A 12,595-nucleotide genomic window follows, 5' to 3' on the forward strand; every position below is an offset into this window, starting at 1 on the left:
CACAGGATGTTTGCCGCGACAGACATGATGGAAAACCCTAAAATCGAGGGTTGCCCACAACGGCGCTCCCACGGCGCTGTCTACTCCCTCCGATGAACGCCCCCGTCGACGTCTCCTTTTTCGCGCGCGCCGCCAAGCCGCTGACCAGCTACCGCAAGTACTGGGCGGCCCGTTTCGGTACGGCCAAGTTCCTGCCGACTTCGCGCAAGGAAATGGAAGCGCTCGGCTGGGACAGCTGCGACATCATCGTGGTCACGGGCGACGCCTACGTCGACCACCCCAGCTTCGGCATGTCGGTCATCGGCCGCATGCTGGAGGCGCAAGGTTTCCGCGTCGGCATCATCGCGCAGCCCGACTGGCAGAGCGCCGAACCCTTCAAAGCGCTGGGCAAACCGAACCTGTTCTTCGGCGTGACTGCCGGCAACATGGATTCGATGATCAACCGCTACACGGCCGACCGGAAGATCCGCAGCGACGACGCCTACACCCCCGGCGACGTCGGCGGCTCGCGCCCCGACCGCGCGGCCATCGTGTATTCGCAGCGCTGCAAGGAAGCCTGGAACGACGTGCCGATCATCCTCGGCGGCATCGAAGGCAGCCTGCGCCGCATCGCCCACTACGACTACTGGTCGGACAAGGTGCGCCGCTCCATCGTCGTCGACTCGAAGTGCGACCTGCTGCTGTACGGCAACGCCGAGCGCGCCATCGTCGAGATCGCGCACCGCCTGGCCGCCAAGGAGCCGGTGCAGCAGATCACCGACGTGCGCGGCACCGCCTATGTGCGGCGCGAAACGCCCGAGGGCTGGTTCGAGATCAACTCCACCAGCGTGGACGAACCCGGCCGCGTCGAGGCGCACGTCAACCCCTACCTGATGGTGTCCGACCAGGCCAAGGCCAACGGCGCCACCTGCGCGAAGGAAGACGAGGCTGACGCCGTTGCCAAGGCGGCCGAAGCCGCTGGGTCGGCCGCCGGCTCGGTGGTCAACCCAGCCATCAAGCCGCTGAACTTCGTGCCCAACCCGGCGCTGCAGCCCCGCGGCAAGATTGCCGTTCCTCCGCGCGACCGTTCGGTGATCCGCCTGCCGGCCTACGAGCAGGTGCGCAGCGACCCGGTGCTCTACGCGCACGCCAACCGCGTGCTGCATCTCGAAACCAACCCGGGCAACGCCCGCGCGCTGGTGCAGGCGCACGGCGAGGGCGCCACGGCGCGTGACGTGTGGATCAACCCGCCGCCCATTCCGCTCACCACGGCCGAGATGGACCACGTGTTCGATCTGCCGTACGCACGCAGCCCGCATCCGCGCTACGCCGACGAGAACGGCAGCCACGACGGCGCGACCAAGATCCCCGCGTGGGAAATGATCCGCTTCAGCGTGAACATCATGCGCGGCTGTTTCGGCGGCTGCACCTTCTGCTCGATCACCGAGCATGAGGGCCGCATCATCCAGAGCCGCTCGGAAGATTCGATCATCAAGGAGGTCGAGGCCATCCGCGATTCGGTGAAGGGCTTCACCGGCACCATCTCCGACCTCGGCGGCCCCACGGCCAACATGTACCGCATCGGCTGCAAGTCGCCCGAGATCGAATCGGCCTGCCGCAAGCCCAGCTGCGTGTACCCGGGCATCTGCCCGAACCTCAACACCAATCACGACCCGCTGATCAAGATCTACCGTCGGGCGCGTGCATTGAAGGGCATCAAGAAAATTCTCATCGGCTCGGGCCTGCGCTACGACCTGGCCGTGCAGTCGCCCGAGTACGTGAAGGAGCTGGTGCAGCACCACGTTGGCGGCTACCTGAAGATCGCGCCCGAGCACACCGAGCAAGGCCCGCTCACGAAGATGATGAAGCCCGGCATCGGCAGCTATGACAAGTTCAAGCAGATGTTCGAGAAGTACTCGGCCGAGGCGGGCAAGAAGCAGTACCTGATTCCGTACTTCATTGCCGCGCATCCGGGCACCAGCGACGAGGACATGATGAACCTCGCGATCTGGCTCAAGAAGAACGGCTTTCGCGCCGACCAGGTGCAAACGTTCTACCCGAGCCCGATGGCCACGGCCACGACGATGTACCACACCAACAAGAACCCGCTGCGCAAGATCACGCGCGAGAGCGAGACGGTGGACATCGTGCGCGGCGACAAGCGCCGCCGCCTGCACAAGGCCTTCCTGCGCTACCACGACGCCAACAACTGGCCGCTGCTGCGCGAGGCGCTCAAGAGCATGGGCCGCGCCGACCTGATCGGCAACGGCAAGCACCACCTCATCCCGACGTGGCAGCCGCTGACCGACGGCGGCTACACGAGCGCGCGTCGCAAGAACTCGACCGTCGCACCGGCGGTCAACAAGTCCGCACCGGTCAAGCTGGCGCCGGTGAAGCCCTCGAAGGGCCGCATCCTTACGCAGCACACCGGCCTGCCGCCACGCGACAACGGTTCGGCCGCGGCGCCGCGCAAGGCTGCCGGCCCGGTGCGCGGCAGCATCCGCAAGCCGCGCTGAGCTTCAGAACGCCAGCAGTCCCGCTGGCAGCAGCTTGCCGACCCAGGCGCCCACGGCCGCCATGTGTGCCAGCACCGTGGCCCAGTAGCCCGCCATGAAGCTCGCCTTGCGCACCTTGTGGCGGAACAACCGCTGCGCGACCCAGGCGCCCGGCCAACCCCCGATCAGCGAGAGCAGGTGCAGCGTGTTCTCCGCGGTGCGCCAGCGGCCTGTTTCGGCTGCGTTCTTGTCGAAGCCGTAGATGAAGAAAGTCAGCAGGCTGAGCAGCGCCAATACGCCAAGCGCGATTGGCGGAAGGCGTGTGGTCCAAACGCCATAGCCGAGCAGCGCGCCGTACGCCACGAGCAGAAGAACCATCGGCAAAGGGGACGAAGAAGAGGTCGAGGAACGCACCGAGCGATCAGGTTGCCGGCGAGGCGGCGCGGACCTCCGCTGCGGTTGTGATTGCGGCTGCCGCACCGCACCGGCTACCTGCACCGACATCGCACGCGGCCCCTTGCCGCCCACATGGATCTCCTCGAAGTTCACCCTCATGCCGACCTGCGGCGCGGTGCCCCGGTCGGCGAAGTCGCGCAGGTGCACGAACACATCGGCGGAGATTTCGGGGCAGCGGATGAAGCCGAAGCCCCGATCTTTCTCCCATCGAACTAGCGTGCCCTGGCGTTTCATCGGCGGGATTCTCGCCGCTATGCGTACTGCATCTCGCCATTTCCGAACGACCAGTTCTCCTTCGCCACCTCGACGAGGTTGATGAAGACATCCTCGCGCCGGATGCCCTGCCGGGCGTGCAGGTCGTCGGCCACGCGCTTGTAGAAGGCTTTCTTCATCTCCGTCGTTCTTCCGTGATTCAGCGTGATCTGGATCAGCACGAAGCCCGGCGAGTAGACAACACCGAGGTAGCTTGCCGGATGGACCAGCTCGCGTGCCTCGTGCCGCGTGATGACCTGGAACTTGTCGTCTTCCGGCACGTTGATGGTGTCCCGCATGGCCTGATAAATGAGATCCCCGATGGCCGGACCCAGGGTCTCGGGGCTGCCATTGGAAAGATCGATCCGGACGAGTGGCATCTTTGGTTCCTCGAAAAAGAGTGGAAGCCTAAGGTACATCCCGTGTCGATCGGCCATGGCGGGCGCAATGCCGCTGTTGGTGCGGCGCAGCAAGCCCACGCAGTCCGACTGAAGGCGAGGGTGGGGCGGTCCGCTGTATGGTGTGGTCCATGAGCAGTTCGTACTACCCGTCGGCTTCATGGACGATGCGCACCCTGACGGGAGCGCTGCTGCTACTGCTTGCAGCCTCGGCGCAACAGGCGCTTGCCGCCGCACCGGAGAATTCTTCCGCCCAGGCGCTGCGCGCCACCCACCAGCGCTTGAGCGACAAGCTCGACAAGAGCAGCTTCGGGCGGCCCGTGCAGCTCGATTCCATGGAGACGGCGGATGGCCTGCAGGGCGACGTCTACGCCGTGGTCGAGCATCCGCTCGCGGAAATCAGCACCGCGCTGAAGGGGTCGGCCCACTGGTGCGAGGTGCTGACCCTGCACATCAACAACCGGCGCTGCAGCACGGCCAGCGGCCCGCAGGGGCGCGAGATGCTGACGCTCTACGTGGTGCGGCGCTATGACAAGCCCATCGACCAGGCCTTCGAGTTGCCGTTCGTCTACCGGGTCGCCAGTGCCACGCCCGAGCACCTGATGGTCGAGTTGTCGGCCGAGAGCGGGCCGCTGGGCACCAGCAACTATCGCGTCACGCTGGAGGCCGTGGCGCTCGACGAGCGCAAGAGCTTCCTGCACTTCAGCTACAGCTATGACCACAACACCATGGTGCGGCTGGGCACCATGGCCTACCTGGCGACCTTCGGCAGCGACAAGGTGGGCTTTACCGTGCTGGGCAAGACGCCGGAAGGCCAGCTCGACTACATCCGCGGCCTGCGCGGGCTGGTGGAGCGCAATGCGATGCGCTACTTCCTGACGCTGGATGCCTACCTCTCGGCGCCGGGGCCGGAGCAGGCCGACCGTCGTCAGCGTCGCTGGTTCGCGGCGGCCGAGCAGTACCCGCGCCAGCTGCACGAAGTCGATCTCGACACTTACCTCGCGCTCAAGCGCGAAGACCGGCAGCGCGACGGCGCCAGTCGCTGATGAATCAGCTGGCCAGCGTGAGCAGCGGCACGTCGCGCTCGCGACTCATGGCTTCGAGTTCGGCGCGCGTGCACGTCGCCAGCCATGCGGCCAGCGCTTCGTGCGTGGCAGGCGCCAGCATGTCGCGCGAGTCGATCTGCGCCGCCTCGCAGAGCCGGCTGGCGAAATGCGGCTCCAGCGCGGCAACGGCCACGCGGCCATCGGCGCAGGGGTAGACGCGGTAGCCGGCATGCGCGCCGCCGACCGTGCCCGAGGGCTGCGTCAGCCCCCAGGTGCGGGGCAGGGCGAGCCAGTCGGCCGAGGCGTTCAGCGCTACTTCGAGGTATACGCCGCCCGCCTTGCGCGACTGCAGCAGCATGGCCTTCAACACCGCTTCGCTTGCGAGCAGTGCGCCGCCCATGTCGGCGTAGAGCGTTGGCGGCAGTTCGGTGCCGGTGACCAGTCCGCTTTCGGCGAGATAGGTCAGGTCATGGCCCGGCTCCTCGGCGCGTTCGCCCGGCGCGCCGACGATGGCCACTTGCGACAGCGACGGATGGCGCGCCTGCAGCGCAGGCCAATCGAGGCCGAGCTTGCGCAGCGCGGAAGGGCGGAACGAGGTGAGCAGCACGTCCGTCTTCGCGAGTTCGGCGTGCAGTTGCTGCTGGCCCGCGTCCGTTTTCAGGTCGGCTGTTTCGATGGCGATGCCTTCGTGCAGTGCGGCATACGCGGGCTTGTTGTAGAGCGCCATCGGGTCGCCGCCCGGCGGCTCGAGCTTCAGGCAGGTGGCGCCCATTCCGCGGCAGCGCAGCAACGCGGCCGGCCCAGGCAGGTTGAGCGCAAGGCTCAGCACGCGCACGCCTTCTAGCGGCTGGAAGGAGTCTTGGGTGGGGCTGGACATGGGGCGTCGATCCGGAAAACAGGCCAGCAGCCATTCTCACCCGTGCGGAGTGGGAAGCCAGATTCCGCAAGCCGCCATCGAGGCGGCGCGCGTAGCATGCGCCATGGCAGCGCTTGTCCTTGCCGCTGCCGCAACGACCAAGGAGACAAAGCATGTTCGAAGCTTCCCTGATGAACGGCCAGCGCATCCTCGTGACCGGCGGCGGCACGGGCCTCGGCCGCGCAATGGCCGAGCGCTTCCTGAGCCTTGGCGCCGACGTGGCCATCTGCGGCCGGCGCCAGTCGGTCTGCGAAGAAACCGCGGCCGAATGGCGGCAGCAGTTCCCGGGCCGGCGCATCGACACCTTCGGCGTGGACATCCGCATCGCGCAGCAGGTCGACGAGATGGTCGAGAGCCTGTTCCAGAGCGGCGGCCTCACGGGGCTCGTCAACAACGCGGCGGGCAACTTCGTCTCTCCGACCGAAAACCTCTCGCCGCGCGCCTTCGACGCCATCGCCAACATCGTGTTCCACGGCAGCTTCTACGTGACGCAGGCCGTGGGCAAGCGCTGGGTGGCCCAGGCCAAGTCGGGCCAGTGGAAGCAGGGCGATGCCTTCCGCAGCGTGATGAGCATCATCGTCACCTGGGTCGACAACGGCAGCCCCTACGTCGTGCCCTCGGCCATGAGCAAGGCCGGCATCGAGGTGATGACCAAGTCGCTCGCGGTGGAGTGGGCGCGCCACGGCATTCGCCTGAATGCCGTAGGCCCCGGCGAGATTCCGACCGAGGGCATGAGCAAGCGCCTGAACCCTGGCGAGGAGCCCGGCGCGCGCAGCAAGCAGAGCAACCCGATGGCGCGCACCGGCCGCATGAGCGAGCTGCAGAACCTCGCGTCCTTCCTGATGGCGCCGGGGCAGTGCGACTGGCTCACGGGCCAGAGCATCATGATGGACGGCGGCAATGCGCTGGCCACCGGCGGCAACTTCTACGAACTGCGCCAGTGGAGCGATGCCGACTGGCTGGCCGCGCGCGAACGCATCGAGGCGCAGAACCAGAAGGACAAGGCGCAGCGCTGACTACTTCCTTGGCGTCCTGGCCGCCTGCACGGTGACGTGCTTGTTCACCGGGCTCGACAGCACCAGCGATGTCGTCACCGAGCCGTCGACCGCCAGCGCGTCCACCACGCGCTCCAGGTCGGCCGGCTCGGCGATCGCGCAGCGCACGATGAAGCAGCTTTCGCCGGTCACGCGGTCGGCGCTCAGCACCTCGGGCATGGCGTCGAACAGCTTCAGGTACTTGGCGATGCCCGCGTGCGTGGTGTCGATGCGGATGATGGCCTGCAGGCCCACGCCCAGCGCGCGCAGGTTGACGCGCGCGCCGTAGCCCTCGATCACGCCGGCCTCTTCGAGCTTGCGCACACGCTCGCTCATGGCCGGCTGCGAGAGGCCGATGCGCTTGCCCAGCGCGGCCAGGCTCTGGCGCGCGTCGGCCTGCAGCGCTTCGAGGATCTGCCGGTCTTTCCTGTCGATGTTCATGCGAGGTTCGCCTTGCCCTTGCCCTTGCTCAGTCCGCAATGTCCGCGCCGCGCTCGGCCAGGAGGCTGCGCAGCACGGAGCGGTGGCAGTGCGCTTCGTCCTCGCAGTAGCAGCCCACCGACAGGGCCGTGCCGTGCGACAGCGCGGCCAGCAGGTCGAGGCTGCGGCTCGCGTCGGACTCGGCCATCTCGGCCCTGAACTTGCGCACGAAGGCGTTCCATTGCGCGGGCGAGTCGGCTTTCTGGGCCTCCTGCGCCTGCTTCATCGTCTCGACGGAGGGCGCGAGGTTCGGGTACCACACGTCGTACCAGTCCTGCGAGGCGAACTCGGTCTTCGGAACGCCGCGCGGCGGGCGGCGCACGGTGCCGACGCGCAGGCCTTCGCCGGGCGCACGCGGGGTGCCCAGGCGGACGATGCGGATGCTCATGGTGTTCTTCCTTTTCCCTTGGGCTTTGAGCCGATGTCTCAGGTGCCGACGATACCGCCGTCGCGCCGGCGTATTGCCAGCGTTGCCGAGCGCGGCCGCGCGCTGCCCGGCTCGGTGCCATCGGGCCAGGCGCTGTTGTGCCTGGTGTCGCCGTCGTCGCGCGCCTCGCCCGGATGCTGGATGTTGACGAACAGCGTGTGCCGGTCGGGCGTGACCACGCAGCCCGTGATCTCGCAGCCGTTGGGCCCGGTAAGAAAGCGCTTGATGCGGCCCGAAGCCGGGTCGGCGCACAGCATCTGGTTGTTGCCCAGCGAGGTGTAGGGCGGCTTGCCGAGCACCTGGCCGCTCAGGTCGGTCTGGATCCAGAGCAGGCCACCCCGGTCGAAGTGCAGGCCGTCGGGAGCACCGAACATGTCGGCATCGCCCGACGGATAGCGTGCGCCGCTGCCGGGCTGTGCCGGATCGCCGGCGAGCGCGAAGTGGTCCCAGGCGAAGCCGGTGCTGGCGGCGTCGCCGCCGTCCTCTCGCCAGCGCAGGATGCCGCCGAAGAGGTTGTTGGCACGCGGGTTGGCCGCGTCGGGGGCGGGCTTGCCGGCGTCGCCGCGCTGGCTGTTGTTGGTGAGGGTGACGTAGACCTCGCCGCTTTGCGGGTGGATGGCAATCCACTCGGGGCGGTCCATCTTCGTGCCGCCCACGACGTCTCCCGCCAGCCGCGCATGGATCAGCACCTCGGCCTGGTCGGCGAAGCCGTGCGCCGTGTCGAGGCCATCGCGACCGTGCACGAGCTCGAGCCATCGGCCGCGGCCGCCGGCGTCGTAGCGCGCCACGTGGAGGGTGCCGTCGTCCAGCAGGTGGCTGTTGGCGGCACGAGCGGCGGCATCGGTGCCGGGACGCACCTTCTCGCGGCTGATGAACTTGTAGATGTATTCGAAGCGCGAGTCGTCGCCCATGTAGACCACCAGCCGGCCGTCCCGGGCGACGGTGCAGGTGGCGCTCTCTTGCCGCTTGCGGCCGAGTGCGGTGCGCTTGATGGGCGCGGCGGTCGGATCGAAGGGGTCGATTTCGACCACCCAGCCGAAGCGGTGCGGCTCGTTCGGATGCCGGCTCAGGTCGAAGCGCTCGTCGAAGCGCCAGTACTCGACCCACTGCGAGCCGGCCACCGTGCCGTAGCGGCGCTGCGCCGCCGTTGCGCCCTGAGCCGCTTCCTTCGGGCCGCCGAAATAGCCATGGAAGTTTTCCTCGCAGGTGAGGTAGGTGCCCCAGGGCGTGACGCCCATTGCGCAGTTGGCAAAGGTGCCGAACACTGCGTCGCCCGCCGGGTTGGCGGCAGTGCGCATCAGCGGCGTGCCCGCGGCGGGGCCGGTGATGCGCATCGGCGTGTTGCCGTGCACGCGACGCGCAAAGGGCGAGGGCCGCACCTGCTGCCACCCCTGGCCGGTGCACCGGATCTCGATCACCGAGACACCCATGGCGTGCAGCGACTTGCGCACCTTCTCGGCAGTCCACGCCTTGACGCCGTCGGTGTGCAGCAGTTGCTCGTCGGTGTATTCGTGGTTCATCACGAGCAGGCCGCGGTCGCCGCTTGCGTCGAGCGCGAAGAAGTGCATGCCGTCGTGATGCATGCCGGCCTGCACGGCCTGGTCGTCGGCGCTGTTGCCGGCATCGGGCGCGAAGGCCGGCATGCTGCCCGCGACGCCGGTGGGCGTGCCCCAGGGATAGAGCAATTGCCACTCGTATTCGGGCGGCACGACGATGCCGTCGCGCAACGAGGCCGGCACGCCCGTGAAACCCAGCACGTTGCCGCGGCCCGTGGGCGAGGAAGGCACGGCGCAACCCTGGCCGAAGAGCGCCACCACGGCAGCGGCGGAGCCCGATTGCAGAAGAAAGTGACGACGATCCAGGGGCATGGCAGTGGGTGTTGTTGTGTAGGCGACAGCCACGATCATCGCCGGGCGCCGCACCCGGCGATACTGGCGCGGCAACCGCCCAGGAGACATCGAATGACCGACCGCATCGAATGGACCCGCCACGCCGACGGCGTGGTGGAACTGCAGCTCGCACGCGCCGACAAGATGAACGCGCTCGACCCCGCGATGTTCGACGCGCTGATCGAAGCCGGCGAGGCGCTGCGCGACGACAAGGCGGTGCGGGCCGTGGTGATCTCGGGCCGCGGCAAGGCTTTCTGCGCGGGGCTCGACATGGCGTCTTTCGAGCGCATGCAGAAGCAAGGCGCGGGCTCCGGAGTGCTGGGCGAGGGCGCTGCCGGCGCCGACCTGCTGGTGCGCACGCACGGTATCTCGAACGCCGCGCAGCAGGTGGCGATGGTCTGGCGCGAGGTGCCGGTGCCGGTCATTGCCGCCGTGCATGGCGTGGCCTTCGGCGGCGGCTTGCAGGTAGCGCTGGGTGCGGACATCCGCATCGTCGCGCCCGACACCAAGCTTTCGGTGATGGAAATCAAGTGGGGCCTGGTGCCCGACATGGCCGGCATGGTGCTGATGCGCGAACTCGCCCGCAGCGACGTGGTGCGCGAACTCACCTTCACGGGCCGCATCTTCTCGGGCGAGGAAGCCCTGCGCATCGGCTTCGCTACCCGCGTCATAGCCGATCCGCTGGCCGGGGCGCTGCAGATGGCACACGAGATCGCCGGCAAGAGCCCCGACGCGATCCGCGCCGGCAAGCGGCTGCTCAACGCGTCGGCATCGCACAGCGCAGCCGAGATGCTGCTGGCCGAGTCGGTAGAGCAGAAGGCCCTGATCGGCAGCCCGAACCAGGTCGAAGCCGTGAAGGCCAACATCGAGCGGCGCGCGCCGCGTTTCAGCGCTCCGGCCTGATCCGCCGGGCTCCCGGGCCCGTGCGACTCATCATTTGTGCCCGGGCAGCCGGGTAATCCCCCAGCCCGCCGGGGCCGAACTTCGCGCACCCTCGCACCCCATCTTCTACGGGTGCAGTCGAGCCCGCGTTTGCCTGTGGGCGGGCCCTTCAATCTCGCGCCCAAACAGCCGAAAAGAATGCAAAGTGCTTTTTAAGTGTCTTTGTGTAAGAATTAAGTAGTTGTTTTAAAGGGAGAATGAACGGGAATGGAGGCAATTTGTGTGCAGAAGGTCACGTCTTCCTCTCTGATGGCTTCCGCGGAGGATGGCTCCTGACAGCGCACTCATTAACAATTGAAAGCTTTGCTTAGCGACGGCGATCCTGCATGTCGACGACCACGTTTTTTTGCAACCTCAGCGTGCCCATTCTGGTGGGCGAGGATCGCTACAAGTACATCCCCATCGTGGGGGTCTTTCGCAGCATTCCATTCGATCAAGTCGATGAATGGGTGATGCACCCCGACGGCCAGCCGCGCAGTGACCGCGAGCTGGCGGCCGAAGTTCTTGTCGAGATCCGCAAACCACTCGGTTCGAGTGGACGCACAGCGCCGCACGCTTTCGAAGTGGGAGACATCCTGCAGCTCGACCGCGCCGCCGCGATTGTCGTGTCCACCTTCCTGGCGGCGCTTCCGCGCGTCTGACGCACTCCCTTCAGTCGCACCTGAAGAGCACGCCGTTGCCCGGTGTGTTCGGCGCATCGGCCTGCTCCAGGAAGCGGATCGGGTTTCCGTCCTTGCGGCAGTAGGCCTCCGCTTCCTGCGGACTCGCCGCCCGAAGGATCCCGTCGTAGAGACGCACCACGCCGGTCACGGGAGTGGCGCAGCCGGCAATGACGGTGGCGAGGGGAAGAAGGGCGAGCAGCAATCGGCGCATGAAAGAAGTCGGGTCCGGTGAAAGACCCGCGACTTTAAGCGCTGCTGCTTCCCACCGCCCAATAGAAAGTCGGCCTTGCCCCGTTGAGCAGATGGTCGCCCACCACGCGCCCCTTGTAGATGGTCGGGTTGTGCGACGCCAGCGTGCGCGCATTGCGCCAGTGCCGGTCTAGCCGTCGGTCTTCCTGCAGCGCCGAGGCGCCGCCGATGTCGAACAGCCGCGTGCCCGCCTGCAGCACCGCATCAACGATGCCGGCCTGTGCCTTGGCGGTGTTCAGCTCTACCTCGAACAGCAGGCTTTCGGGCACGGCTTCGCCGCGTTGGCGGAAGCGGTCGACTTCGCCCAGCCCGCGCGCCACGGCCTGCACGGTCGAGGTCGCGATGAACGCCGTGCTCGCAAGCTGGCCGATGACCTGCTGCACCAGCGGATCTTCGCGCGGCGTGTCGCCGCTGCCGTGGCTGTAGACGCGCTTGCGTGGCTGCACGAAGGCCACGGCGTCGCGCACGATGGCGCGGGCAATGCCGGCCAGCGTGGCGAGGTGCGTGAGCTGGAAATGCGCGGTCAGCGGCGTGGGCTGGTCGCGCACGTACAGCAGCACGTTCTCGGCTTTCACCCGTACGTTGCGAAAGCGCGTGGTGCCCGATGCACTCAGCCGCTGGCCGAAGCCGCGCCAGTCGTCCACGCGCTCCACGCCCTGTGCTTCGGCCGGCACGAGCGCAATCACGCGATCGCTGCTGCCGTCGTCGTTCAGGCGCTGGGCTGAAACCGAGATCCAGTCGGCGTACAGCGTGCCGGTGCTGTAGTACTTGTCGCCATCGAGCCGCCATGCGTCGCCGTCGCGCTTCAGCGTGGTCTGCAGTGCCCCGAGCGGGCCTTCGCCAAGCTCGGTGGTGGCGTTGCCGAAGATCACACCCTCGGCCGCGAGGCGCATCCATGGGCCGTGCAGGGCGGGGTCGATCTCCGCGAAAAGCCGCTCGATGAAGCCGAAGTGCGCGCGCAGGATCTGCGGCAGGTTGGAGTCGGCCTCGCCAAGTTCGATGAGCAGGTCGTAGAGCTGCTCGACCGAGCCGCCCAGGCCGCCATGTTCGAGCGGCACACGCAGCGCGCCGAAGCGCTCTGCGTTGAGCCAGGCCACGGGCTCGTAGGCGAGCTCGCGTTCGTTCTCGCGCTGCGCCGCATGCTCGGCGGTGCGCTGGAAGATGGGGCGGAAGCGGGCTGCGAGCTGCTGCGAGGAAGGCGCTTGCACGCCCAGGGCATGTGTTGCGGGCCGCGTCGTTGCTTGGATGGATTCCATGGAGGCAGGGCGTCCCTGGAAGGGCGCCCGGAAGAGAGAGACAGGCGCCCGACTGTCCCCCGCGGCGGGGCCCTTGTGAAATACGCTTTTCGAGTTTTCTTATGCCGCCCGTTC

At 67.5% G+C, this 12,595-nt stretch carries 13 protein-coding genes; 5 read left to right on the plus strand and 8 right to left on the minus strand.

What is annotated here, in order from left to right; translation table 11 throughout:
- The first annotated feature begins 92 nt into the window (after positions 1 to 92).
- A complete protein-coding gene (locus BMW87_RS19690) occupies positions 93 to 2,495 on the plus strand; it encodes a YgiQ family radical SAM protein (RefSeq protein WP_093078123.1) in 2,403 nt (800 codons plus the stop codon).
- A 3-nt stretch (positions 2,496 to 2,498) separates the two neighbouring features.
- Here the strand turns inward: BMW87_RS19690 and BMW87_RS19695 are convergent, their stop codons facing one another.
- Positions 2,499 to 3,164 (minus strand): DUF1294 domain-containing protein, encoded by a 666-nt coding sequence (locus BMW87_RS19695; protein WP_093078125.1) that lies wholly within the window; start codon positions 3,162 to 3,164, stop codon positions 2,499 to 2,501.
- A 17-nt stretch (positions 3,165 to 3,181) separates the two neighbouring features.
- On the minus strand, positions 3,182 to 3,562 hold the full coding sequence (locus BMW87_RS19700) for a tautomerase family protein (RefSeq protein ID WP_093078126.1): 381 nt from the start codon (positions 3,560 to 3,562) through the stop codon (positions 3,182 to 3,184).
- 149 nt (positions 3,563 to 3,711) lie between these two features.
- On the opposite strand from BMW87_RS19700, the gene BMW87_RS19705 reads away from it, so the two are divergent.
- Positions 3,712 to 4,626: a hypothetical protein gene (locus BMW87_RS19705; protein WP_093078287.1), complete on the plus strand. Its 915-nt coding sequence runs from the start codon at positions 3,712 to 3,714 to the stop codon at positions 4,624 to 4,626.
- 4 nt (positions 4,627 to 4,630) lie between these two features.
- Here the strand turns inward: BMW87_RS19705 and BMW87_RS19710 are convergent, their stop codons facing one another.
- On the minus strand, positions 4,631 to 5,503 hold the full coding sequence (locus BMW87_RS19710) for a CoA transferase (protein ID WP_093078128.1): 873 nt from the start codon (positions 5,501 to 5,503) through the stop codon (positions 4,631 to 4,633).
- Between the two features lie 152 nt (positions 5,504 to 5,655).
- Here BMW87_RS19710 and BMW87_RS19715 point away from each other — a divergent pair, with 152 nt between their 5' ends.
- Positions 5,656 to 6,558 (plus strand): SDR family oxidoreductase, encoded by a 903-nt coding sequence (locus BMW87_RS19715; protein WP_093052098.1) that lies wholly within the window; start codon positions 5,656 to 5,658, stop codon positions 6,556 to 6,558.
- On the opposite strand, the gene BMW87_RS19720 is transcribed toward BMW87_RS19715, so the two are convergent.
- From BMW87_RS19720 to BMW87_RS19730, 3 genes are read right to left on the minus strand one after another with little or no spacing between them, the layout of a single operon-like run.
- On the minus strand, positions 6,559 to 7,017 hold the full coding sequence (locus tag BMW87_RS19720; protein ID WP_093078129.1) for an Lrp/AsnC family transcriptional regulator: 459 nt from the start codon (positions 7,015 to 7,017) through the stop codon (positions 6,559 to 6,561).
- Between the two features lie 28 nt (positions 7,018 to 7,045).
- Positions 7,046 to 7,444: a DUF488 domain-containing protein gene (locus tag BMW87_RS19725; protein WP_093078131.1), complete on the minus strand. Its 399-nt coding sequence runs from the start codon at positions 7,442 to 7,444 to the stop codon at positions 7,046 to 7,048.
- 38 nt (positions 7,445 to 7,482) lie between these two features.
- Positions 7,483 to 9,351, minus strand: coding sequence for a PhoX family protein (locus tag BMW87_RS19730; RefSeq protein ID WP_093078132.1), 1,869 nt, complete (start codon positions 9,349 to 9,351; stop codon positions 7,483 to 7,485).
- A 93-nt stretch (positions 9,352 to 9,444) separates the two neighbouring features.
- Here BMW87_RS19730 and BMW87_RS19735 point away from each other — a divergent pair, with 93 nt between their 5' ends.
- Entirely contained in the window at positions 9,445 to 10,275 is an 831-nt protein-coding gene (locus BMW87_RS19735; RefSeq protein WP_093078134.1) for a crotonase/enoyl-CoA hydratase family protein, read from the plus strand.
- A 365-nt stretch (positions 10,276 to 10,640) separates the two neighbouring features.
- Positions 10,641 to 10,955 carry a hypothetical protein gene (locus tag BMW87_RS19740; protein ID WP_093052086.1) on the plus strand — a complete coding sequence of 105 codons (315 nt, stop codon included), beginning with the start codon at positions 10,641 to 10,643 and terminating at the stop codon, positions 10,953 to 10,955.
- Positions 10,956 to 10,965: 10 nt separating this feature from the next.
- Here the strand turns inward: BMW87_RS19740 and BMW87_RS19745 are convergent, their stop codons facing one another.
- Complete coding sequence (locus tag BMW87_RS19745; protein ID WP_093052083.1) at positions 10,966 to 11,187, minus strand: hypothetical protein; 222 nt, start codon at positions 11,185 to 11,187, stop codon at positions 10,966 to 10,968.
- A 34-nt stretch (positions 11,188 to 11,221) separates the two neighbouring features.
- Positions 11,222 to 12,481 (minus strand): acyl-CoA dehydrogenase family protein, encoded by a 1,260-nt coding sequence (locus BMW87_RS19750; protein ID WP_093078135.1) that lies wholly within the window; start codon positions 12,479 to 12,481, stop codon positions 11,222 to 11,224.
- Positions 12,482 to 12,595: the final 114 nt, after the last annotated feature.

The organism is Variovorax sp. OV084 (assembly GCF_900111625.1).
In the GTDB taxonomy this organism is placed as follows: Bacteria; Pseudomonadota; Gammaproteobacteria; order Burkholderiales; family Burkholderiaceae_C; genus Variovorax.